21 protein-coding genes are annotated in these 22,127 nt (G+C 68.8%); 6 read left to right on the top strand and 15 right to left on the bottom strand.

What is annotated here, in order from left to right:
• Window positions 1-18 precede the first annotated feature (18 nt).
• The 4 genes from ACI7YT_RS17395 to ACI7YT_RS17410 all read right to left on the bottom strand — a co-directional run bounded on the left by ACI7YT_RS17395 (window position 19) and on the right by ACI7YT_RS17410 (window position 5,950).
• Window positions 19-924: a sugar ABC transporter permease gene (locus tag ACI7YT_RS17395; RefSeq protein WP_406250621.1), complete on the bottom strand. Its 906-nt coding sequence runs from the start codon at window positions 922-924 to the stop codon at window positions 19-21.
• Between the two features lie 5 nt (window positions 925-929).
• A complete protein-coding gene (locus ACI7YT_RS17400; RefSeq protein WP_406247312.1) occupies window positions 930-2,546 on the bottom strand; it encodes an ABC transporter permease subunit in 1,617 nt (538 codons plus the stop codon).
• Between the two features lie 69 nt (window positions 2,547-2,615).
• Window positions 2,616-3,836: an extracellular solute-binding protein gene (locus ACI7YT_RS17405; RefSeq protein WP_406247314.1), complete on the bottom strand. Its 1,221-nt coding sequence runs from the start codon at window positions 3,834-3,836 to the stop codon at window positions 2,616-2,618.
• Window positions 3,837-3,940: 104 nt separating this feature from the next.
• Window positions 3,941-5,950 (bottom strand): beta-galactosidase, encoded by a 2,010-nt coding sequence (locus ACI7YT_RS17410; RefSeq protein WP_406247316.1) that lies wholly within the window; start codon window positions 5,948-5,950, stop codon window positions 3,941-3,943.
• 215 nt (window positions 5,951-6,165) lie between these two features.
• Between ACI7YT_RS17410 and ACI7YT_RS17415 the strand changes: the two genes are divergently transcribed.
• Window positions 6,166-7,173, top strand: a complete 1,008-nt coding sequence (locus ACI7YT_RS17415; RefSeq protein WP_406247317.1) for a LacI family DNA-binding transcriptional regulator — start codon at window positions 6,166-6,168, stop codon at window positions 7,171-7,173.
• A 143-nt stretch (window positions 7,174-7,316) separates the two neighbouring features.
• Here the strand turns inward: ACI7YT_RS17415 and ACI7YT_RS17420 are convergent, their stop codons facing one another.
• Both ACI7YT_RS17420 and ACI7YT_RS17425 read right to left on the bottom strand, forming a co-directional pair.
• Window positions 7,317-8,372, bottom strand: coding sequence for a DUF998 domain-containing protein (locus ACI7YT_RS17420; RefSeq protein ID WP_406247319.1), 1,056 nt, complete (start codon window positions 8,370-8,372; stop codon window positions 7,317-7,319).
• A gap of 187 nt (window positions 8,373-8,559) precedes the next feature.
• The gene (locus ACI7YT_RS17425) at window positions 8,560-9,519 is read right to left on the bottom strand and encodes a helix-turn-helix transcriptional regulator (RefSeq protein ID WP_406247320.1); all 960 of its coding nucleotides are present in this window, start codon (window positions 9,517-9,519) and stop codon (window positions 8,560-8,562) included.
• Window positions 9,520-9,582: 63 nt separating this feature from the next.
• On the opposite strand from ACI7YT_RS17425, the gene ACI7YT_RS17430 reads away from it, so the two are divergent.
• On the top strand, window positions 9,583-10,716 hold the full coding sequence (locus ACI7YT_RS17430) for an epoxide hydrolase family protein (protein ID WP_406247322.1): 1,134 nt from the start codon (window positions 9,583-9,585) through the stop codon (window positions 10,714-10,716).
• 88 nt (window positions 10,717-10,804) lie between these two features.
• Here ACI7YT_RS17430 and ACI7YT_RS17435 read toward each other — a convergent pair whose 3' ends face one another.
• Genes ACI7YT_RS17435 through ACI7YT_RS17455 form a run of 5 tightly spaced genes read right to left on the bottom strand, consistent with a single transcriptional unit; the run spans window position 10,805 to window position 15,709 of the window.
• On the bottom strand, window positions 10,805-11,755 hold the full coding sequence (locus ACI7YT_RS17435; protein ID WP_406247324.1) for a siderophore-interacting protein: 951 nt from the start codon (window positions 11,753-11,755) through the stop codon (window positions 10,805-10,807).
• Window positions 11,745-12,545 (bottom strand): ABC transporter ATP-binding protein, encoded by an 801-nt coding sequence (locus ACI7YT_RS17440; protein ID WP_406247326.1) that lies wholly within the window; start codon window positions 12,543-12,545, stop codon window positions 11,745-11,747. Before ACI7YT_RS17440 ends, ACI7YT_RS17435 begins: the two co-directional genes overlap by 11 nt.
• Window positions 12,542-13,615, bottom strand: coding sequence for a FecCD family ABC transporter permease (locus ACI7YT_RS17445; protein WP_406247328.1), 1,074 nt, complete (start codon window positions 13,613-13,615; stop codon window positions 12,542-12,544). Before ACI7YT_RS17445 ends, ACI7YT_RS17440 begins: the two co-directional genes overlap by 4 nt.
• A 5-nt stretch (window positions 13,616-13,620) precedes the next feature.
• Entirely contained in the window at window positions 13,621-14,667 is a 1,047-nt protein-coding gene (locus ACI7YT_RS17450; RefSeq protein ID WP_406247330.1) for a FecCD family ABC transporter permease, read from the bottom strand.
• Between the two features lie 10 nt (window positions 14,668-14,677).
• Entirely contained in the window at window positions 14,678-15,709 is a 1,032-nt protein-coding gene (locus ACI7YT_RS17455; RefSeq protein ID WP_406247332.1) for an iron-siderophore ABC transporter substrate-binding protein, read from the bottom strand.
• Window positions 15,710-15,846: 137 nt separating this feature from the next.
• Between ACI7YT_RS17455 and ACI7YT_RS17460 the strand changes: the two genes are divergently transcribed.
• Window positions 15,847-16,884 (top strand): FUSC family protein, encoded by a 1,038-nt coding sequence (locus tag ACI7YT_RS17460; protein WP_406247333.1) that lies wholly within the window; start codon window positions 15,847-15,849, stop codon window positions 16,882-16,884.
• A gap of 21 nt (window positions 16,885-16,905) precedes the next feature.
• On the opposite strand, the gene ACI7YT_RS17465 is transcribed toward ACI7YT_RS17460, so the two are convergent.
• On the bottom strand, window positions 16,906-17,922 hold the full coding sequence (locus ACI7YT_RS17465; protein ID WP_406247334.1) for a diguanylate cyclase domain-containing protein: 1,017 nt from the start codon (window positions 17,920-17,922) through the stop codon (window positions 16,906-16,908).
• A gap of 80 nt (window positions 17,923-18,002) precedes the next feature.
• On the opposite strand from ACI7YT_RS17465, the gene ACI7YT_RS17470 reads away from it, so the two are divergent.
• Window positions 18,003-18,734, top strand: coding sequence for an EAL domain-containing protein (locus ACI7YT_RS17470; RefSeq protein ID WP_406247336.1), 732 nt, complete (start codon window positions 18,003-18,005; stop codon window positions 18,732-18,734).
• On the opposite strand, the gene ACI7YT_RS17475 is transcribed toward ACI7YT_RS17470, so the two are convergent.
• Window positions 18,696-18,920, bottom strand: a complete 225-nt coding sequence (locus tag ACI7YT_RS17475) for a hypothetical protein (protein WP_406247337.1) — start codon at window positions 18,918-18,920, stop codon at window positions 18,696-18,698. The two genes, ACI7YT_RS17470 and ACI7YT_RS17475, sit on opposite strands and share 39 nt — an antisense overlap.
• Window positions 18,917-20,347: a glycosyltransferase gene (locus tag ACI7YT_RS17480; protein WP_406247339.1), complete on the bottom strand. Its 1,431-nt coding sequence runs from the start codon at window positions 20,345-20,347 to the stop codon at window positions 18,917-18,919. Before ACI7YT_RS17480 ends, ACI7YT_RS17475 begins: the two co-directional genes overlap by 4 nt.
• Window positions 20,348-20,446: 99 nt before the next feature.
• On the opposite strand from ACI7YT_RS17480, the gene ACI7YT_RS17485 reads away from it, so the two are divergent.
• Window positions 20,447-21,109, top strand: a complete 663-nt coding sequence (locus tag ACI7YT_RS17485) for a DNA alkylation repair protein (RefSeq protein WP_406247341.1) — start codon at window positions 20,447-20,449, stop codon at window positions 21,107-21,109.
• Between the two features lie 9 nt (window positions 21,110-21,118).
• Here the strand turns inward: ACI7YT_RS17485 and ACI7YT_RS17490 are convergent, their stop codons facing one another.
• Window positions 21,119-21,304, bottom strand: a complete 186-nt coding sequence (locus ACI7YT_RS17490; protein ID WP_406247343.1) for a hypothetical protein — start codon at window positions 21,302-21,304, stop codon at window positions 21,119-21,121.
• Between the two features lie 102 nt (window positions 21,305-21,406).
• Here ACI7YT_RS17490 and deoD point away from each other — a divergent pair, with 102 nt between their 5' ends.
• Entirely contained in the window at window positions 21,407-22,117 is a 711-nt protein-coding gene (deoD, locus tag ACI7YT_RS17495; RefSeq protein WP_406247344.1) for a purine-nucleoside phosphorylase, read from the top strand.
• Window positions 22,118-22,127: the final 10 nt, after the last annotated feature.

Consider the following 22,127-nt stretch of genomic DNA (forward strand, 5'->3'; position numbering starts at 1 on the left):
GTGGGAGTGTGCGGAGGGTCAGCCCTTGACGGCGCCCTGGGTCAAGCCGCCGACGATGTACTTCTGCAGCGAGAAGAACAGTGCGAGCACGGGGATCGCCGCCACCACGACACCGGCGGCGAACAGCCCCCAGCGCGAGGTGAGCTGGTTCGAGACCCACTGGTACATGCCGACCGCGAGGGTCCAGTTGTCCTCACTGGTGAGGATGATCTTCGACAGGATGAAGTCGCCGAACGCCGCGAGGAACGCCAGCAGCCCGACCACCGCGAGGATCGGCACGACGAGCGGCATGATCAGGCGCCAGAAGATCTGCGCGTGCGTGGCGCCGTCGATCTTGGCCGACTCGTCGATCTCGACCGGGATCGTGTTGAAGAACCCGTACATGAGGAACGTGTTCGCCCCGAGCGCTCCGCCGAGGTAGACGCAGATCAGCGCGATCTTCGAGTTGATGCCGAGGGCCGGCACGACCTCGCCGATCGTCAGCAGCATGAGGAAGATCGCGATGAACGCGAGCGCCTGCGGGAACATCTGCAGCACGAGCAGCGTGGTCAGGCTCACCCGCCGCCCGGTGAAGCGGAACCGCGAGAACGCGTACGCCCCCGCCGCTCCCATCAGCACCGAGCCGATCGCCGTGATACCGCCGATGAGCAGCGTGTTGCCGAACCAGACCCAGTACCTGGACCGCCCGAGCTCGACGTAGTTCGTGAGGTCGAACGCCGAGAACAGGTTGCTGGATGCCGCGAGCGACCCGTTCGGGTTCAGCGACGACGAGAGCACGTAGACGAGCGGGAACGCGGCGAAGAACAGCACCACGACGGCCAGGATGTACTTCCATCCGACCTCGCTCCACCAGCGGCGCCTGCGGGCTCCGGCTCTGGATGCCTCGGCATCCGCTGATCCGGTGACGACGGCCTTGGTCTGCATGGACATCACTGGTACTCCTCGAGCTTGCGGGTCTGGCGGAAACTCAGCGCCGAGATCACACCGACCACGATGAAGGCGATGATGGAGAGCGCGCTCGCGAGGCCGTAGTCGCTGGCGCCGCCCGAGACGCCGGAGACGTCGTAGATGGCGGACACCAGGATGTCGGTCGAACCGAGCGCGTACGGCGCTCCGGCGATCGCCGGCCCGCCGTTGTTGAACGTGTAGATGACCGTGAAGTTGTTGAACGCCACGGCGAACGACGCGATCAGCAGCGGAGCGGTCGACACGAGCAGCAGCGGAAGCACGATCGAGCGGAACCGCTGCATCTTGTTCGCGCCGTCGATCTCGGCGGCCTCGAGCGTGTCCCCCGGCAGCGACTGCAGCGCGCCGGTGCACACCAGGAACCAGTACGGATAGCTCAGCCAGACGTTGACGAAGATCACGGCGGCTCTGGTCAGCCACGGGTCGCCCAGCCAGTTGATCTGCTGTCCGAAGAAGAACAGGTCGTTGATGACGCCGAACTCGGCGTTGAACATGCCGCGGAACAGCAGCGCGGCCATGAACGCCGGGAACGCGTACGGCAGGATGAACAGCGCTCGCAGCACGCGGCGCCCTCGCACCCGCGGGTCGTTGTAGACGATCGCCAGCCCCAGGCCGACGGCGAAGCTCAGCACGACCGAGAGGATCGCGAACGCGAACGTCCAGACCGTGACGCTGCCGAGAGTGGAGGCCAGCAGCGGATCGGTGAACAGTCTCAGGAAGTTCTCGAAGCCGACGTTCACGTACCAGCCGGTGGGCAGCGCGGTGCCGTCCTCGGCGACGAACGAGCCGCGGTCATCCGCGCTGTACACCGTCCCGGTCGTGGTGTCGGTGATCGTCTCGGCCTCGGCATCCCACACCAGGGTGGACTCGTAGATCGCGCCGGACGAGCCGTCGCGCGTACGGACGGAGCCGTCGTTCGGATCGTCCGAGACCGGCACGCGCAGCTCGGCGATCTGCGCCTGCAACTCGGTGTCGCTCAGAACGGTGGCGCGGGGGACGACGGTCCAGCCGGGCACCTCGTCGGGTGCGCCGCCGGATCCGACGGACGCTCCGGATGCTTCGGTGAGCGGTTCGAGGGCCGAACCGACCTGCACATCGCCGTCCTCGTCGACGATCGCGAAGCCCATCTCGCCGGTGCGCTCGACGACGGACAGCGGGTAGGTCGGCGATCCTTCGACGCGGCGCTCGCCCTGGATGAGAGCCGCCTCGACGGCCTGCTCCTGGGAGCCGATGTGGCCGGAGCCGTAGTTGGTGAAGGCGATGTAGGCGGTGTATCCGAAGATGAACACCTGGAAGACGAGGAGGAAGACGAGCCCGGGGAGCAGGTACTTCAGCGGGAGTGCCTTCTTGGTGAAGTACACCCAGTCGGCGATCGCGACGAGAACGACGATCGCGCCGAGCACGATCCACGATTCGACCCGCCAGGCGGCGATCGCGGTCATGATTCCGAACGCGTTGATCAGTGCCATCAGCGCGAGCTTGACCAGGAAACCCCAGCCCAGTCCGCGGAAACCGCGGGCGTGCGATTCGCGCTGCTCCGACGCGGGCTTGTGCTGCGTCGACGTTGCCGGTGACGGCATCCTGTCCTCCTGTCTGCGGGAATGCGGTGCGCGGGCCGGGAGACGATGCGCCTCCCGGCCCGCGGCGGGTCAACCGGCGGTCGCGGCCTCGACGTCGGCGACCATCGTGTTCCATGTCGACACCGGGTCGGCGCCGTTGATGATCTGCACCTGAGCGGCGTTCCACAGGTCCCAGACCGAGCCCATCTCGGGGATCGACGGCATCGGGACGCCGTTCTGCGACGATGCCACGAAGCCGGCGATGATCGGGTCGGAAGAGACCTCCTCGGCCAGCGCCGTCCACGCCGGGATCCGAGGGTCGGCCTCATAGAGGGCGCGCTGGGCGTCCTCCGTGCCGAGGTAGTTCACGAGGAACTCCTGCGCGAGCAGCGCGTTCTCGCTCTGGCTCGACAGGTAGAAGCCCTGCACGCCCACGAAGGGAGCCGCGGTCTCGCCGCCGGCCGACGGGATCGGGTTCACGACGACGTTGACGTCCGGGTAGGCGCTGATCGCCCACGGTCCCTGGATCGTGTACGGGGCCTTGCCCGAGTTGAACAGCTCGTTGTTGATGTCGTAGTCGACCGTGGTGGAGATGTAGCCGGTGCCGTTGGCTCCGTTGGCTCCCAGCCACGTCGCGAAGGCCTCGCCGTTCGCGCCGCCCATGCCGACCTCGCTCGTGTACGAGCCGGATTCGTCCTGCACGAACACCGGAGCGCCGAACGAGGTCTGGAACGGGTACATCGTGTAGCCGTCGCCGGTCTCGCCCTCGGTGTTGATGACGAACGGACGCTCCGCGCCGGACTCGATGCCCTTCTGGATCATCTCGTCCCAGGTCGCTGGTGCTTCTTCGCCGACGAGGTCGACGTTCTGCACGAGCGCGATCGACTCGAGCGAGTACGGCAGCGCGTACAGCTGGCTGTCGTAGGTCATGGCTTCGATCGAGACAGGCTCGAATTCGGATGCCTTGTCGCCGAGGTCGATCGTGTCCACGACGCCGGCGGCGACGAGCGCGCCGAGCCAGTCGTGCGCACCGACGGTGATGTCGGGGCCCTCACCGGTGGGCACCTGGGCGATGAAGTCGTCCCGGAGGTCCTCGAAGTTCTTCTGGACGAGCTTGACGGTCGCGCCGGTCTCCTCCTCGAAGGCCTCGGCGGCGGCGGTGATCGCCTCCTCGCGCTCGGCGTCGGTCCAGATGACCAGTTCGGCGCCGTCGCCGGAGGGGGCTTCGGATTCCGGCGTGCTGGATCCGCAGCCGGTCAGGACGACGGCAGCGGTCAGCGCGAATGCGCCGACTGCGATGTGCTTGCGCATGCGGTGTTCCTCTCTGTTGTGGCCGCCGACGCGCTTCGCTGAGCGAGTCGCATCGTCACGACCGGGGTGTGTGCGACGGGCGGGAGCCCGTGCGTATGGAGTTGTCAGTCGGTGGTGGTGCGGATCACGGCGACGCCGCCGGCGGGCACCGTGACGGTGCCGTCGACATCGGATCCCGTGACCAGGTCGGTGCCGGTGGCGGCGAACGTGGCCTCGTCGTCGTTGTGGTTGACGGCGACGAGATAGGTCGCGTCGTCCTTGCGTCGGGCGATCACCTCGAGGCCCTCGGCGTGGGATGCCGGGGTCACCGCGGCATCCGCGTACACGGAGCTCAGCAGGGTGCGCATGCCGGCGGCGTCCAGTCGGGTGCTGACGTACCAGCCGAAGCCGTCGCCGTGCGCGTGCCGCGTGATCGCGGGGCCGCCCTGCCCTGGCCCGTCCGCAAGGCGGGCGACGACCTCCGCACCTTCGAGGCGGATGTCCTCCTGCCAGACATCGGCACGGACCTCATCGTGGCCCGGCCAGGAGACGGTATGGCTCACGCCTTCGCGCAGCGGCAGGACCTCCTCGACCGAGAGGCCGAGCGCCTCGCGCAGTCCTGGGGCGAAGCCGCCGACGTGCACGGCGTCGTTCTCGTCGACGACGCCGGAGAAGAACGAGACCAGCAGGGTGCCGCCGCCGGACACGTAGCGCGCCAGGTTCTCGGCATCCGCAGCGCTCAGCATGTACTGCGCGGGGGCGACGACGAGCTTGTAGCCGGAGAGGTCGTGGCCGGGGAGGGCGAAGTCGACCGTGATCCCGTCGCGCCAGAGCTGCTCGTAGAAGTGCCGGACCTGCGCTGCGTGCGTGACGTCCTCGGAGGGGCGCCACTCGAGATCCTGCGCCCAGAACGACTCGAAGTCCCAGAGCACGGCGACATCGGCCTGCACGACAGAGCCCTGGACCTCTTCGATCCGCTGCAGCGTCGCACCCAGATCGACCACCTCGCGGAAGACGCGCGAGTCGGTGCCGGCGTGCGGGAGCATCGCGGAGTGGAACTTCTCGGCACCGGATCGGCCGGCCCGCCACTGGAAGAACAGGATGCCATCGGCACCGCGCCCGACATGCGTGAGGGAGTTGCGCTTCATCTCCCCCGGACGCTTGGCGATGTTGCGCGGCTGCCAGTTCACGGCGGAGGTGGAGTGCTCCATGAGGATCCAGGGCTTGTTGCCTCCCACCGAGCGGGTGAGGTCGGCCGCGATCGCGAGCCCGATGTGCGCGTCCTCGTCAGCTGCCCAGAGGTAGTGGTCGTCCGAAACGATGTCGACCTCCTGCGCCCAGGCCCAGAGGTCGGTCGTCCAGCTCTGGTTCGCCATGAAGTTCGTGGTGATCGGCTGGTCGGCGTGCGCGCGGATCGCGTCGCGCTCGAGGATGAAGCACGCGCGCAACTGATGATCGGTGAAGCGGGCGAAGTCCAGGCGCTGGGCCGGGTTCACGACGCTGGGCGCGATCGCCGGGGCGCCGATGTGCTCCCAGTCGGTGTAGTGCTGGCTCCAGAAGGCGGTGCCCCACGCGGCGTTGAGCGCGTGGAGGCTGCCGTGCTTCTCCTGCAGCCAGAGTCGGAAGGCGGCGACGGATGCCGGCGAGTAGTCCTCCCCGACCGGAACGCCGTACTCGTTGTGGACGTGCCAGAGCACGACCGCGGGGTGCGTCGCGTAGCGCGCCGCGATCGTGTCGGCGTAGCGGACGATCGCCTCGCGGTACGCCGGCGAGGAGTGCGAAGCCATACCGCGCGAGCCGAAGCCCATGGTGCGGCCTTCGCGGTCGATGACGCGCGCGTCGGGGTGGTTCGCGAAGAACCAGGCCGGCGGAGACGCCGTCGGAGTGCCCAGGTCGACCTTGATGCCGTTGTCGTGCAGCAGGTCGAGCAGCTCGTCGAGCCATTCGAAGTCGAAGACGCCTTCGGCCACCTCGATGAGCGCCCACGAGAAGATGCCCACACTGACGAGATTCACCCCGGCCTCGCGCATGAGGACGACGTCCTCGCGCCAGGTCTCACGGGACCACTGCTCGGGGTTGTAGTCGCCGCCGTAGGCGATTCCCTCGAGGGCGGGCCAGGCGTGGGGGGTGGTCATCGGCACTCCATCGGGTCGGTGCGGGTAGTGCAAGTGAAACTGGGACCGGTCTCAGGTCGGCTCAGGGGTTGAGGCCTGCGATGCGACTGGGACCGGTCTCAGTTCTACCTCACCGGTGTTCGCCGTGTCGCGCTCGATGCGGGAACCGTTACCGAACTGAGACCGGTCCCAGTGTCGGCTACGCGGATGTGCCGGAAGTGAGTAGAGTCGCTCCGATGAGTGATCTGACGGCGAAGCGGAAGCCGACGATCCGCGATGTGGCGGTGCAGGCCGGGGTTTCCCGCAGCACGGTCTCGCGCGTGATCAACGGCGGGCACTGGGTGTCCCCCGACGCGCGCGTCGCCGTCGAAGAGGCGATCGTCGCCACCGGGTACACCGCGAACCACCATGCCCGCAGCCTCGCGACGGGTCGCGCCGGCTCCATGGCGTTCCTGCTGACCGAGCCGCAGCAGTTGCTGTTCGACGACCCGACCTTCGCGCTGCTGCTGCGCGGAGCCGCCGAGGCGCTGGCCCAGCGGTCGATGACGCTGGTGCTGCTCGTGGCGGGCACCGCGGCCGAGCGCGAGAGCGTCGCGCACTTCATCCGCGCCGGTCACGTCGACGGGGTCATGCTGATCTCGTCGCACGAATCGGAGCCGCTGCTGGACGAACTCATCGACACCGGCATCCCGACCGTGTGCTGCGGCATCCCGCTCGGACACGAAGGCGAGCTGTCGACCGTCTCGGTCGACGAAGTCGGCTCGGCGAGGGCGATGGCGGTGCACCTGCGCGCGCAGGGGCACGAGCGGATCGGCATGATCGCGGGTCCTGACGACACCCCAGGCGGGCGGTATCGCCTCGTCGGGTTCCGCGATGAGCTCGGTTCGTCGTTCGACGCTTCGCTCGTCGAGGTCGGCGACTACTCGTTCGAGTCGGGGCAGACCGCGATGACTCGGCTGCTCGAGCGCGGAGTGGATGCCGTGTTCGCCGCGAGCGACCGCATGGCGGCCGGCGCTGCGGCGGCGGTGCGCAAGGCCGGGCTGCGCGTGCCGGAGGATGTGGCCGTCGCGGGCTTCGACGACTCGGGCCTCGCCGCGACGCACGAGCCGCCGCTCACGACCATGCGCCAGCCGTGGGATCAGATCAGCGCGCAGATGGTGGGCGTGCTGCTGGACGTCATCGCCGGTGCCGAGCCGCGATCGGTCATCCTGGACACCGAGCTGGTGGTGCGCGCGAGCGCCTGAGCGTTCGGTGCACTCTGGGCCGACGCCGAAATCAGGACGATCGCCCCGGATCAGGACCTTCCGGCCGTATTTCTCCTGATCTCAGGCGAACCTCCTGATGTCGGCGGGCCGAGCGGCGCCACCGGATGCCGAGGCTCGGCGCCTCAGCGGTTGCGGAACGTCGGGCGCGCCGACGGGCGCGACTGCGCGGGCGACAGCACGGCGAGGATGCGGACGAGCGTCGTCATCCACAGCAGGCCGAGCCCGACGGCGATCACCTCGAGCACGGTGAGCGAGTAGAGGCGCAGCGGGTCGCACAGGATGAACGCCACGACGAGCAGAGCCCCGACCACGACCGTGGTGAACACCAGCGGTTTCGGCGGCCCTGGCATCACGATCGTCGTCACGACGGCCGCCGCGATGAACAGCGCCAGTGTCGCGAACGCGGCGATGTTGTGCGCCACGACGATCCGGTGGATCGGGAAGATGCCGACGCACGCCAGCGCGAGGCCGGCGCCGGTCCACAGCACCACGACCCAGACGATCTGCCGGAACTCCTCGTCGCCGAGGATGCGGTGCAGGTCACGACCGATGTACGCGCCGACGGTCGCGACGAGGAGCCCCGCGACGACGAGCGTCCCGTTGAAGGCCCAGGATCCGGCGCCGATGCCGAGCTGGGAGAAGTTCAGCGCCCACCAGTCGGGGTCGGCCGCCGTCAGCATGGCGAACACCGTGCCGATCACGAGGTAACTGAACAGCAGACCAGCGAGATCGCCGGTCTCCAGCCCCACCCCGGCGGCGAAGGCGAGGCGCCCGCCGACCGCGGACGCGACGCCGGTGAGCAGCCCGCCGCCGATGGCCGGGAGCTCGAGCCCCTGCAGCCCCACGCCCAGGATCTCGCCGGCGAGCAGAACGCCCAGCGCGGTGACGCCCGCGAACGCGATGGTCAGCGCGACGGCCGAGACATCGGACACGATCGCCTGCCAGCGCGGCATCGGCTTGGTCTCGCCGCGACGATGCAGGAATGCGCTGACGACGAATGACGCCGCAGCGACCAGGCCTGCGATGATGGCCGCCGGGATGCCGACGGAACCGTCCCCCGCGATCGGACGCGGATTCCCCCACAGAACGATCGTGCCGACGACGGTTCCGACGAGGAAGCTGATCGCGGTGACCCAGATCGCGCGGGTCTCCTGCAGCATCCGCTTGCCTTCGTCCATGCTTCCATCGAACCATGGTCCGCCGACGCCGCCGGACGCGGGCCCCGTCCCCGTTCGTCGAGCGCTTCACTCGCTCGTTGAGCGAGGACGGCGGAGCCGACCGAGTCGAAACGCGTTCACGCCGCACCGCAGTCAGCCCGTTTCGACTCGCTCCGCTCGCTCAACGAACGAGAGGGGGCGACCTCGCTCAACGAGCGGATGCGGACGCCCGGGCGAACCTCGCCGCAAGGCGCTCGAACGCGGCGGCGAGCTCGGCGCCCTCGACGATCTCGACGTCGACGTCGAGTTGTGCGATCCACAACGCGAGCCGGTCGGGATCATCCGCGCCCATCTCGGCGCGGCACGTGACGTCGTCGACCGCCTCGATCTCGACGGGGATGGGACTGACCTTCGCCGCGAACTCCACCGCCGACGCGTGCACGAGCAGCCGGGCGCGATATCGCCACGCCGCCGTGCTCACGCGCGCGACGACGAACCGGACGACGTCGTCCTCCGCGATCACGCGCGCTCGGAACGTGACGCCGGTCGGCGCGCGCGGCACCATGCGATCGACCCGGAAGACGCGCCAATCGTCGCGATCGAGGTCCCACGCGAGCAGATACCAGAACGGGCCCCAGCTCACGAGCCGCTGCGGCTCGGTGTGGCGCGTCTCCTCGATGCCGCCGGGCTTCGTGTACCCGAACCGCAGTCGTTCATGACCGCGGATCGCCGTGGCCACCGCGCCGAGCGCAGACAGGTCGAGGGGAGGTTCGATGCCGGGAACGGCACTCGTGGCCCCGCGCACCGCCGCGACGCGCGGTCGCAGGCGCGAAGGCAGCACCTGCTCGAGCTTCGCGAGCGCGGTGAGCGCCGTCTCCTCGATGCCGCTGCGTCCGGTGGCGAGTGAACCCAGCCCGACCGCGACGGCGACCGCCTCTTCGTCATCGAGCAGCAGCGGTGGCATGGCAGATCCCGCAGCCAACCGGTATCCGCCCGCGACGCCAGGTCGCGCATCGACCGGATACCCGAGGGACCGCAGCTTTCCGATGTCCGCGCGCACCGTCCTCGTGCTCACCGAGAGCCGATCGGCGAGCTCGGAGCTCGTCCAATCGCGGCGGACCTGCAGCAGCGACAGCAGCTCCAGCAGTCTCGCGGACGTCTCCAACATGTGCTCGATCATTCCACCGATTGCGGAAGCTCGTCTGCCGCAATCCCAACGAGTGTTGATGTCATGACCGACACCAACGCCCTCACCCCCTTCCGCATCGACATCCCGCAGGCCGATCTCGAAGATCTGCGCACCCGACTGGCGCACGCGCGCTGGCCGCTTCCTGTCCCCGGTCGTGATGATCGCGAGGACTTCAGCCGCGGCATCCCGCTGCCCTACCTGACCGAACTCGCCGAGCACTGGCGCGACGGATTCGACTGGCGCGCGCAGGAGGCGCAGCTCAACGCGCACGAGCAGTTCACGACCGTCGTCGACGGGCAGACGTTCCATGTCGTGCACGTGCGTTCCGCGAACCCGGCGGCCACACCGCTGCTCCTGGCCCATGGATGGCCCGGCTCATTCGTCGAATACCAGCGCCTCATCCCGCTGCTGACCGACGACTCCCACCTCGTCATCCCGTCGCCGGCAGGCTTCGGGTTCTCCACTCCGCTGTCGGGGACCGGCTGGGAGCTCGCGCGGACGACGGATGCCTACGCCGAGATCATGACGCGCCTCGGATACGAGCGCTTCGCCGTCCACGGCAGTGACATCGGTTCGGGCATCGCCGGCCGCCTGGCCGGAGTCCACCCCGAGCGCGTGATCGGCACGCACGTCGCCGTCGACCGCGCCGTGCTCGGGCTCGTCGGCACCGTCTTCCCGGCGCCGGACGGGCTCTCCGACGATGAGACCGAGCAGCTCGCCGCCGTGCAGGCCGCGAGCGCGGAGGAGCGCGGATACCTCGAGATGCACAATCACCGACCGGACACGATCGGTCCGGCGCTGACCGATTCACCGGTCGGCCTGCTCGCGTGGATCGCCGAGAAGTTCAAGACCAGGACGGATGCCGGCTACCGGCCGCCCTCCGTCGATCGCGACCAGCTGCTCACCGGCATCAGCCTGTACTGGTTCACCCGCAGCGGCGCCTCCAGCGCGCAGTTCTACTACGAGGGCGAGCATGCCGACCTGGACTTCGTGATGGCGCAGGTGCCCTCCGCGTGGGCGGCGTTCGACACGCATCCGCTGCTGCGCCGCACGATGGACCCGTGGGGAGCCGTCAACCGGTGGAGCGATTTCGCCGAGGGCGGCCACTTCCCCGCGATGGAGGAGCCGGTACTGCTCGCGGACGACATCCGCGCGTTCTTCCGCTCGCTCGCCTGAACGCATCTGCGGCAGAGAACCCGTTTCGACTCGCTCCGCTCGCTCAACGAACGAGAGGGGGCAGCCCGCAGCGGCCCCCCGCAGAGCCTCAGCCGCGCATCGCGACGCCGCGGCGCCAGTACCCCATGAACGCGACCTGCGATCGATCGATCCCGAGGTCCTTCACGAGGTGGCGCCGCAGCGTCGTGACGACCCCGCTCTCGCCCGCGATCCAGAAGTAGCGGTCGGCGGAAGCGCCGGCGTTCTCGAAGTCCTCCCCGAGCCCCGAGTACACCGGCGTCTCCCACACGAGGTCCTCACCGTCGATGTCGGTGACGGTGATCTCCTCGGTGTCGTCGTCCCCGAGGTAGTCCAGCACCGTCGGGATCAATCGCAGGCCGTGCTGAACGTGGCCGCGCGGCAGCCAGTGGATCTCCACCCCTTCCGGTGCGCCGATCTGGAGGATGTCTTCGCCAGCAGGAACCTCGATGAACGCGTGGCCGCGGAGGTCCCGCGGAGCGTCCTCAAGGATGCGGGCAATCGCGGGCGCGGCCGTCTCGTCGCCCGCGAGCAGCACAGAAGACGCGCCCCCCGGTGCGTATTCGATGCCGCCGCGGTCCTCACGGCCGCGCCGCGGTCCGATGAGGAAGAGCTCCTTGCCGACCGCGGCGGAGCTCGCCCACAGGGATGCCGGGCCGGTGAGCCCTGGCGCCAGGTGCAGCACGAAGTCGATGACGACCTCGGTCTCCCCGGCATCCGACACCCGCAGCTCCCTGATCGAGTAGGTGCGCATCGATCCGCGCTCGTCCTCCGGTACGGCCAGGTACGACCCCCACCAGTCGTCGGTGTCGCGATCGATCGGAGGCAGGATGCCGGAGGCCGGCGGGAAGATCAGCTTGATGCGCGCGTCGTAGACGTCGCCGGGGGTGCCGAAGTCGGCGATCTCCTCACCGCCGAACGTGATCCGCACGAAGTTCGGCGACACCCGTTCGACCGAGCGCACCTCGGCGCGTCCGAGGACGTACGACGACTTGGCCTTGGTGGTGGTCTCAGCGGACATGGTGCCTCCCGATTGGTGTGACCATCGGCTTGCCTGAAACCGGGTCGGTGGTGATCTGATTGGCCATGCCGAACACGGACTCCACGAGGGCGCTGGTGACGACCTCGGTCGGAGTCCCGATGGCATGCACGCGTCCGCTCTTCATCGCGACGAGTTCGTCGGAGTAGCGGGCGGCGAGATTGAGGTCGTGCAGCACCATGACGATCGTGGTGCCGCGCGAGACGCTGAGGTCGGTGAGCAGGTCGAGCACCTCGACCTGGTGCGCGACGTCGAGGAACGTGGTCGGCTCGTCCAGCAGCAGGATGTCGGTCTCCTGCGCGAGCGCCATCGCGATCCAGACGCGCTGACGCTGACCGCCGGACAGCTCATCGACGCTGCGGTCGGCGAGTTCGGTCGTCCCGGTGGCGGCGAGCGCATCCGCGACGGCCTCGTAGTCGCGGGTATTCCAGCGCGACAGCACCTTCTGATGCGGATGCCGTCCGCGGCCGACGAGGTCGGCGACCGCGATGCCCTCCGGCGCGACCGGCGACTGCGGCAGCAGCCCGAGGATGCGGGCGACCTCCTTGGTCGGCCGGGCGTGCACGGACTTGCCGTCCAGCACCACCTGACCGGCACTCGGCGACAGCAGGCGCGCGAGCGAACGCAGCAGCGTCGACTTGCCGCATCCGTTGGCGCCGACGATCGTGGTGATCTTCCCTGGTGCGACGGACAGATCCAGCCCGTCGATGATGGTGCGGTCGCCGTAGCCGAGGGTGACGCCCTCGGCGCTCAGCTGGTGGGTCGCGGTCACAGCGAGGCCCCCTGTCGGTTCGTGCGGATGAGCAGATAGATGAGGTACGGAGCCCCGAGGATGCCGGTGATCACGCCGACCGGATAGCGACCGGGCAGCAGGAACTGGCCGATCAGGTCGCCGCCCAGCACGAGCAGCGCTCCGATCAGCGCCGAGGGCAGCAGCAGGTTCGCGCCCGGTCCGGTGATGCGGGCGGCGATGGGGCCCGCCATGAACGCCACGAACGCGATGGGTCCGGTGGCTGCGGTGGCGAACGCCAGCAGCGCGACGGCGCCGACGATGAACAGCATCCGTGTGCCGGTCACCCGCACGCCGAGACCTGCGGCCGAATCGTCGCCGAGCCTCAGCATCCCGAGCGACCGCGCCTGCGAGAACATGAGCGGCAGGAGGACGAGGCTCGCGAGCGCGAGCGGCGTCACGCGCTCCCAGGAGGCGTTGTTCAGACTGCCGGTCATCCACTGCATGGCCGTCTGGATGTCCCATTGCGCGGCACGCGACAGCAGGTACGAGATCACGCTCTGCAGCATGGCGGCGACACCGATGCCGATGAGGATCAACCGGGTGCCGGCGAATCCGCCCTTGTTCGAGAGCAGATAGATCGCGAGCGCCGTGATGAGCGCGCCGGCGAGCGCCATGGCCGAGACGACCGGGCCGTCCAGAGACAGCACGATGATGCCGATGACGGCAGCGACGCTCGCGCCTTCGGTGATGCCGATGATGTCCGGCGAGGCGAGCGGGTTGCGCAGCAGCGTCTGGAACGAGACTCCGGCGATGCCGAATGCGACTCCGGCGAGGATCGCCAGCGCCGTGCGGGGCAGCCGCAGCTCGCCGACCGTGAACGAGGCGCCGGGGACGGTCTCGCCGAGGATGACACGGACGATCTCGCTCGGGGTGTAGAACGTGTCGCCGAACATGAGGGCGACGGCGGCCAGGACGAAGACCGCGACGGCGAGCACGATCGACGCGGTCGCGTGGCGGCGACGACGCGCACGGCGACCGGCGATGACCGCGGCGACGCCCGCCCGCGCGGAGGCGGGGGCGGGGGCCGGACGCTGAGCTGCGGTGTCCATGATGCTCACAGTTCGCGCACCTTCTGCCGGCGGACGATCCAGATGAAGAACGGGGCGCCGACGAGCGCGGTGATGATCCCGACCTGGATCTCCTCGCCTGATGGGGCGATCACACGGCCGATGATGTCGCTGGCCAGCAGCAGCACGGCTCCGGCGATGGCCGAGAAGGGCAGCAGCCAGCGGTGGTCGGTGCCCAGCAGCATCCGGCAGAAGTGCGGGACGACGAGCCCTACGAAGCCGATGGGACCCGCGATGGCGGTCGCGGCCCCCGCGAGGATGACGGCCCCGAGCGCCGAGAGGAGCCGGGTGCGGAACACGTGCTCGCCGAGGCCTGCGGCCATGTCATCGCCGAGCGCGAGCGAGTTCATCCCCCGGGCTGCCGCGAAGCAGATGAGCGCACCGAGGGCGAGCACGGGTGCCGTGATCGCGATGCGCGGCCACTCGGCTCCGCCGACGCCGCCGATCTGCCAGGACTGGAACGACTGCAGCAGATCGACTCGGGGCAGCATGATGGCGCTGATCAGCGAGGCGAACGCCGCCGATGTGGCCGCACCGGCGAGCGCGAGCTTGAGAGGGCTGGCACCTCCGCGGCCGAGCGAGCCGACCGTGTACACGAAGGCGGCGGCGACGGCCGCGCCGAAGATCGCGACGAACAGCGTGCCCGTCGCATCGGAGAGGCCGAGGAAGGCGATACCGATCACGACCGCGAGCGAGGCGCCGGTGGTGACCCCGAGGATGCCGGGGTCGGCGATGGGATTGCGGGTGACCGCCTGCATGGTCGCGCCCGAGAGCGCGAGGGCCGCACCGACAAGGATCGCCAGCACCGTGCGCGGCATCCGCTTGATGACGGCCGCCTGGGCGATCGTGTCGTCATGGCCGGCGAAAGCTGCCAGGACGTCGTCGATCGTCACGGCTTTGATGCCGAACGAGAGCGACAGGATGCTGAGCACGACGATGACGCCGAGCCCGGCCAGCAGCCAGAGCACGCGCACGACCACCGGGCGCCGCAGATCGACGGCGCCCGGTGGTGAGGTGATGACTGCTGAGCTCACTCGGAGAGACTCACTCGGAGACGAGCGGTGCCTCGAGGATCGCGAAGTACTCTTCGATCCCCCAGGGGATGGACAGCGGCGACGGGTTGGCGGACGCCGCGAGCGGCGTCGCATCGCCGAGCACGGCGATGTCGCCGGCCTCGATCGCCGGGATCTTCGACAGCAGCGGGTCGGCCTGCAGCACCGGGATGATCGACTCGTCGCCGTACGAGACGAAGACGTCGACGTCGGCGAGCGCCTCGGCGTTCTCCGCGCTCGTCGTCAGGTAGAACTCGGTGCTGTCGGCGGTCTCCTCGACGATGGCCGGCAGCGGCAGCCCGTTCTCACGCAGGAAACCGGGGCGCGTGTCGGCCGCGGTGTAGTAGCCGATCTGACTGAAGTCGCTCGGGTCGATGTACGCGAACAGCAGCTTCGCGTCCTTGAGCGCGGGGTGCGCCTCGAGCGCGGCATCCGTCTGGGCCTGCAGGTCGGCGTTCAGCGCCTCGCCCTCGTCGGCGAGACCGAGCGCGGTCGAGTTCATCGTGACCATGTCCTCGACCGAGGTGCTCCAGGGGATGCCCGGCGGCGCCACGACCGGCGCGATCTTGGAGAGCGTGTCGTACTCCTCCTGCGTGAGGCCGGAGTACGAGGCGAGGATGACGTCCGGCTTCGTGTCGGCGACGGCCTCGTAGTCGATGCCGTCGGTCTCGTCGAAGAGCACCGGGGTCTCGGCATCCAGCTCTTCGAGCTTGTCCTCGACCCAGGGCAGGATGCCGTCGCCGTCGTCGTCGCCCCAGGTGGCCTTGCTCATGCCGACCGGGACGATGCCGAGGGCGAGCGGCACCTCGTGGTTGGCCCACGCGACCGTGGCGACGCGCTCCGGCTTCTCCGAGATCGTGGTCTCGCCGTAGACGTGCTCGACGGTGACGGGGAAGGTGCCGTCGGATGCCGCGGCGGAGTCGGGCCCGGCGTCGGTGCTGGTGGGGGCGGACGACGAGCAGGCAGCGAGGCCGACGGCCAGCACTGCCGCGGCGCCGAGGCCGAGAAGTCGGGAGGTGCGCACAGGAATCCCTTTCGGGTCGGGGTTCGGGGTCGGGCTTCACACGGAGCGAATGCTTTGGTAAGCCTGCCCTAATCTAACAGAGAGTTAGGGTCGCCTCAGTTCGGGACGTAACAGAGCGCGCGGACTACCGTGGAACCATGCGGATGACGGCAGCGGTACGCAGCGCGAAGCGCGGTCCGCTGCTGCAGGTCGTGAAGTCCGCGGTGGCCACCATCTCCGCCTGGCTCATCGCCGGATGGCTGATCCCCGGTCCGCTCCCGGTCTTCGCCGCCATCGCGGCGCTGCTCGTCGTGCAGCCGAGCGTCAACCAGTCCCTGGCCAAGGCGCTCGAGCGGAGCATCGGCGTCATCGCCGGCGTACTGATCGCGGTCGGGCTCAGCCTGCTGCTCGGGCCGCAGAGCTGGGTCGTGCTGCTGGCGATCGTCGTGGCGATGCTGGTCGCCTGGTCGTTCCGCGCGACGCCGGGAACCGGCAATCAGGTCGCCATCTCGGCGATGCTCGTGCTCGCGCTCGGGTCGGACAGCCCCGAATATGCGGTGGACCGGATCGTGGAGACGCTGATCGGCGTCGCGATCGGCATCGTCGTGAATGTGCTCATCGTCCCGCCGGTGCTGGTCGCACCTGCGAGGCGCGACCTCGGCCTGCTCGGCGCAGAGCTCGCCGCGAGCCTTGACCGATTGGCCGAGAGCCTGCCGGTCGCTCGCACACCGGCGCAGCTGCAGGAGCTCATGCTCCAGGCGCGCCTGCTGCGCCCCATGCAGGTCTCGGCCGAGGCATCCATCGCGGCCGGCGAGGAGTCGCTCACGCTCAACCCGCGGCGCTCGTCGCACCGCGACGAGTTCCGCGAGATGCGCGATCTTCTGACGCGGCTGTCGCCGATCGTGACGCAGGCGATCGGGATGACCAGGGCCTACTTCGACCACTACGACGACTCCCTCGGCGAAGAGCCGACCGTGCACGCGATCGCCGAGCAGCTCCGGCGCGCTGGGCACGACGTCCGACTCGCGGTGCAGATCGCGGACGTGGCTCCGGAGCCGGAGGCGCTGACCTCGGCCATACCCGCGCTCACCGCGCCACTGGAAGTGGCGCCTCCGGCGTCGGCGCACTGGATCCTGATCGGGTCGTTGCTGGAGGACCTCCGCCGCATCCGCGGAGAACTCGTCGGCGAGGGCTAGTCAGTGCGATGACCGCTGCGGTCAACGCCGCTTGTCGTCGTACATGGCCTCATCGGCGCGCTGGATCGCCGCTTCGACGGATTCGCCCTCCTCGACGAGCACGGCGCCCCACGACCATGGATGCGTGGCATACGAGCGCAGGCGACGCAGAACGGCCGACGCCTGCTCGGCGTCCGTCTCGGGGAGCACCATGGCGAACTCGTCCCCGCCCAGTCGGCCGACGATGTCAGTCGTGCGCGACAGCGACATCCACTGCGCCGTCAGCATCCTGAGCACGTCATCGCCCGCCGCATGGCCGGCTTCGTCGTTCACCTCTTTGAACTTGTCGAGATCGAGCACCGCGATCGCGACGGGTCGCGAATGCCGGGCGGCGCGACGGAGCTCCATCTGCGCCTTCGCCAGGAAACCGCGCCGATTGAGCACACCGGTCAGCTCGTCGGTGTTCGATTCGAGACGAATTCGGTGGCGGACGTAGAGTCCGGCTTCCAGGCACAGCCACGTGAAGCACGCCGCTCCGATGAGGTTCGCCGGCCCGATCGGCCCGGGAGCGCCGCCGACCTCGCCGGTGAAGGGCCCGGACACGGCCGCGGTTCCGACGACGAGGAGGATCGCGAGCTCGCCGATCCGAGCGATGCGGGCTCCGTAGAACCAGGAGAAGTACATCGCCATGATCGGCAGCTCCTGCAGCGCCGCGATCGCGTTCTGACGTTCGTCCGAGAAACCGAGATAGTAGACCGACACGACCGCATGCGCACCGACGAGTCCCAATCCCAGCCAGGTCGGCAGTTCGACCCCGCCGAAGACGACGATCCCCGTCACGGCGAGGCCGCAGAACAGGATGGCGATCGAGAGCCAGACCTCGAACAAGGTGAGGTCCGTCTCGAAGAGCTCGAGCGCACCGAGCAGCGAGAACAGCAGCGTCAGCCCGGCCGTGACGACCGAGTAGATGGATGTGCGTTCACGAGCGTGCCTCAGCCAGCCCGTCCGCAGCCAGCGCAGCTCCTCGGCATCCGAGGCTTTGATCCCCTGTACGACCATGATGGCGTCCTTTCACAGGACCCTCCCCAGAGCCCTCCCCACCTCTAGAGTACGGCTTTTCCGCGGGGCTACACTGAACCGTGACCAGACCGCTGTCCCTCCAGGATGATCCGAGCGCGCAGATCGTCTTCCAGCCCATCGTGGACCTCGAGGCCTGGTCGGTCGTCGGGTTCGAGGCGCTGGCCCGATTCAACGATGGCACGGCGCCCCTGGTGCGGCTGGCGGATGCCGAGGCCGCCGGGCGCCGCGAGTGGCTGGAACTGCATCTCATCGAACTCGCCGTCGCCGAGGCCGCACCGTTGCCTACCGGCCTTTTCATCACGATGAACGCCTCGGGGACGACGATGCTGCATGAACAGCTGCCGTCCCTGCTCGCCGCTGCTGACCGCCCGTGGGGCATGGAGCTGTTCGAGGGCGAGACGCCGGCCGATCTCAGGGTGATCCGCGCGCTCATCACGCGTCTCGGCGGGCAGCTGCTCGTCGATGACGCAGGCGCGGCCCAGGCGGACGAGGCCCGGATCGCCATGCTGCGACCCGACGTCGTGAAGATCGATCGCGCCCTGTTCTGGGAGCTGCGCTCGGATCCGGGTGCCCGCGAACGGCTGCGCCCTCTCGTCGCCGCGGCGAGGGATGCGCAGGCCAGTCTGCTCGTGGAGGGCGTATCGGAGCCCGATCACGTCGATCTCGCCCGTGAGATCGGGGCGGATCTCGCCCAGGGCTTCCACCTCGGCATGCCGGTGCCGGCGGTCGAGATGGCTGATGCGCTGAGCGCGCTACGCCGGAGCGTCGGGGTGGATGCTGCGGGTCTCTGACCTCCGGCTCGCACCGCCACGGCTGCGGCGTCGCACCTTCGGCAGCACCTTGATGACGCCGAGCACGACGTAGATCACGGTGTTGATCGCGACGAACGTCGCGAAGACGCTGAACCAGTCGGTGTACAGGACGGACTCTGGCAGCAGGAATCCGGTGCGCACGGCATCCGTCGCCAGCGCGATCATGCGGTCACCCCTTTCGTCGAGGGGTGCTCCACGTGCTTCCACGTCGCGCTGCGGCCGAACGCGATCTCGAACACGCCCTTCAGGAAGGCGAGGTTGAGGAAGCAGTCGTAGACCAGCTCGGGGAACACCAGAGCCGCGACGATCCGGGCGCGCCATCCGCCCCGCCACACCGTGATGACCCGCTCGATCGCGAACAGAACGCCGACCCCGAGCCAGAACGGGAACCAGACCCAGGTATCCATCGCCACGATCATGAGCAGAAGGAGGGCGAAGTAGGAGAACAGCGCGAGCACGCCGTATCCGATGCCGATCTGCTGAGCCCAGTAGCGCAGAGTCTGCGGCGTGACGCCGTACGCTCCGAGGTTCTCGAGTGCTCCGCGTTGCCACCGCAGACGCTGAGCCCAGAGCATCCGCCAGGTCGGCATCAGCTCGGTGACGACGCTGCACTCGCGCGGCGATATCGTCAGCCCTCCCAGCGACTTGATCGCGATCGTGAGCTCGTTGTCCTCCGTGAGCGCGAAGGTGTCGTAGACATCGCCTTCTCTCCCGGGCAGCTGCGTGCCGCGCGCCTGAGCCACAGCGCGCAGTGCCGCAGCGCGGAAGACCGAAGCGGTGCCGGTGAGCACGAAGACGCGCCCTTCACGACGCTGGATCTCCCGCTGGTATCGGAAGTACTCGTTGCGCTGGAACTGTCCGAGCAGGCCGTGTCCCTGCTCACCCTCGAAGAGCCCGCCGACCGCCATCAGGGCGCGGTCATCCGTGAATCGTCGGATCGCCTCGGTGAGGTATCCGGCGCCGATCTGACTGTCGGCATCCATGACCATGACCGTGTCGTTGTCCCCGAGGACAGGAAGCAGCTCGGCGAGCGCCTGGTTCAGCGCACCGCCCTTCTTATGCGTGTTGCCGACGGTCTCGAAGACGTCGGCGCCGTGCTCGCGCGCGACCAGGGCCGTCCCGTCGGTGCAGTTGTCGGCGACCACGATCACCCGCGTGGGCGGCGTGGTCTGCTGCTGCAGGGAGCGCAGCGTCTCGGGAAGAGACGCCTCCTCGTTATGCGCAGGGATGAGGACTGTCACCGTCACGTCCCCCGCGAACACGCCGCGGGTCCGGTCCATCACCGTTCGCGGAGCGAGTGTCAGCCTGGTCACCTCGACGCCCGCGCGGCGGTACCGGCTCGCCACGACCCGCTCGCTCACCACGACCAACAGGACGAGCAGCAGCGCGATGCCGAGCGCCGTCGCGAGCACTGCGAGGTTCGGCAGTTCGGTGCTGTACATCACCTGCCACACCCCCGCGAGCGTGACATGCGCCGGATCCCACAGCGTAGGCGGATCGGTCACCGCGATCCCCCACCACAGCAATCCGGCGGCGAGCAGCACGATGACGATCACGGCGAGCCCGACGGTTCGCTGGAAGATCCTGTTCACAAGCGCCCCCTCCGACGTCTGTTCCCTGCTCACACCCTGCCATACTCAGCGCGGTGGTTCGGATCGCGCGCCCCGCGTGCTCGGCCGTACGCTGGAGGCATGACCTCGCTGGACCAGGCGCTGGCGGATCTCGCCGCCCTCGACGACCCGAAGATGCGCGCCGCGAACGAGAAGCGCGGCGACGACCACGGGATCAATCTGTCGCAGATGCGCGCGCTCGCGAAGAAGATCAAGACCGACCACGACCTCGCCCGTGAGCTCTGGGCCACGGGTGAGACGGCGCCGCGGCTGCTGTCGATGCTGATCTGCAAAGTGAAGGACTTCTCGGCCGACGAACTCGACGCGATGGTCCGCGAGACCGAGGTTCCGAAGGTCAACGACTGGTTCGTGAACTACCTCGCGAAGAAGTCGCCGCACGCCGAGGAGCTGCGGCTGCGCTGGTTCGAGGATGCCGATCCGACCGTCTCGGCGGCCGCATGGTCGCTGACCAGCGTGCGGGTTGCGAAGACCCCGGACGGGCTGGATCTCGAGTATCTGCTCGATATCATCGCGCGCGACATGAGGGACGCCCCGACCCGCCTGCAGTGGGCGATGAACGAGACGCTCGCGCAGATCGGCATCTTCCACCCCGATCTGCGGGAGCGCGCCCTGGCCATCGGTGAGAAACTGCAGGTGCTCGCGGACTATCCGACGGCGCCGGGATGCACGTCGCCGTTCGCTCCGATCTGGATCGCCGAGATCGTCCGGCGTCGAGAGGGCTGAGCGCCCCGGTCACACCGGCGTGCCATCCGGGCGTCGCTCCGGATCCGTGGTCGTCTGAGCGCCGTCCCATCCGAGGCCCTGAGTGCCCTGCTGTCCGATCAGGGTCTGCAGGTCTGCGTGGATGGCGTCCAGGCGGTCGCAGATCGCCTGTCCGTCGGTCGTCGCGGCTGGGGTGAAGGTGTCGTTGGTGGTCATGACGCGACTCTCCACTCGGCGCGACGTGACGCACAGACCGTTGAACCGTGGGCGGGACCGTGGTAGTCATGCCTTCGGATCGAGTCGCCGTAGGCTGGCGAGATGAGTACGCACATCGCCGCGGCCCCAGGGCAGATCGCCCCCGTCGTCCTCTTCCCCGGAGACCCCCTCCGCGCGAAGTGGATCGCGGAGACCTTCCTGGACGGTGCGGAGCTGTACTCCGAGACCCGAGGGATGCTGGGATTCACCGGCGCCTGGCAAGGGCACCGCGTCTCTGTGCAGGGGTCTGGCATGGGCCAGCCGTCGATGTCGATCTACGCCAACGAGCTGTTCACGGAGTACGGCGTGCAGACGATCGTGCGCGTGGGATCGTGCGGCGGACTCACGGAGAAGGTCGGGATGCGCGACATCATCATCGCGAGCGGCGCCTGCACCGACTCGGGGATCAATCGCGTGCGATTCCACGGGCAGGATTACGCACCGGTCGCCGATTTCCCTCTGCTGCGCGCCGCCGTCGAGGCCGCTGAATCAGAACCACTCGACGTCGCCGTGCACGTCGGCCTGCTGTTCTCCAGCGATCAGTTCTACAGCACGCGCCCCGAACTCACCGAGCCGCTCGTGCAGCACGGCGCCCTCGGCGTCGAGATGGAGACCAGCGCGCTCTACACGCTCGCCGCCTATCACGATCGGCGGGCGTTGAGCATCTGCACCGTCTCGGATCATCTCGTCACCGGCGAGGAGACATCGGCGCACGAGCGCGAGCAGACCTTCGGCGACATGGTCCGGATCGCCCTGCGAGCGGCGACGGCCTGACGAGGAGCCC

Origin of the sequence: Microbacterium sp. M, assembly GCF_045181065.1 — a bacterium.
Classification (GTDB): Bacteria; Actinomycetota; Actinomycetes; order Actinomycetales; family Microbacteriaceae; genus Microbacterium.

Coding starts and splice junctions, on each gene's coding strand:
- ACI7YT_RS17435 (WP_406247324.1), bottom strand. CDS start 11,755: ATGTCCGCTGAGACCACCACCAAGGCCAAGTCGTCGTACGTCCTCGGA.
- ACI7YT_RS17410 (WP_406247316.1), bottom strand. CDS start 5,950: ATGACCACCCCCCACGCCTGGCCCGCCCTCGAGGGAATCGCCTACGGC.
- ACI7YT_RS17445 (WP_406247328.1), bottom strand. CDS start 13,615: ATGGACACCGCAGCTCAGCGTCCGGCCCCCGCCCCCGCCTCCGCGCGG.
- ACI7YT_RS17405 (WP_406247314.1), bottom strand. CDS start 3,836: ATGCGCAAGCACATCGCAGTCGGCGCATTCGCGCTGACCGCTGCCGTC.
- ACI7YT_RS17475 (WP_406247337.1), bottom strand. CDS start 18,920: ATGATCGCGCTGGCGACGGATGCCGTGCGCACCGGATTCCTGCTGCCA.
- ACI7YT_RS17395 (WP_406250621.1), bottom strand. CDS start 924: ATGCAGACCAAGGCCGTCGTCACCGGATCAGCGGATGCCGAGGCATCC.
- ACI7YT_RS17465 (WP_406247334.1), bottom strand. CDS start 17,922: ATGGTCGTACAGGGGATCAAAGCCTCGGATGCCGAGGAGCTGCGCTGG.
- ACI7YT_RS17490 (WP_406247343.1), bottom strand. CDS start 21,304: ATGACCACCAACGACACCTTCACCCCAGCCGCGACGACCGACGGACAG.
- ACI7YT_RS17460 (WP_406247333.1), top strand. CDS start 15,847: ATGCGGATGACGGCAGCGGTACGCAGCGCGAAGCGCGGTCCGCTGCTG.
- ACI7YT_RS17415 (WP_406247317.1), top strand. CDS start 6,166: ATGAGTGATCTGACGGCGAAGCGGAAGCCGACGATCCGCGATGTGGCG.
- ACI7YT_RS17485 (WP_406247341.1), top strand. CDS start 20,447: ATGACCTCGCTGGACCAGGCGCTGGCGGATCTCGCCGCCCTCGACGAC.
- ACI7YT_RS17430 (WP_406247322.1), top strand. CDS start 9,583: ATGACCGACACCAACGCCCTCACCCCCTTCCGCATCGACATCCCGCAG.
- ACI7YT_RS17400 (WP_406247312.1), bottom strand. CDS start 2,546: ATGCCGTCACCGGCAACGTCGACGCAGCACAAGCCCGCGTCGGAGCAG.
- deoD (WP_406247344.1), top strand. CDS start 21,407: ATGAGTACGCACATCGCCGCGGCCCCAGGGCAGATCGCCCCCGTCGTC.
- ACI7YT_RS17420 (WP_406247319.1), bottom strand. CDS start 8,372: ATGGACGAAGGCAAGCGGATGCTGCAGGAGACCCGCGCGATCTGGGTC.
- ACI7YT_RS17425 (WP_406247320.1), bottom strand. CDS start 9,519: ATGTTGGAGACGTCCGCGAGACTGCTGGAGCTGCTGTCGCTGCTGCAG.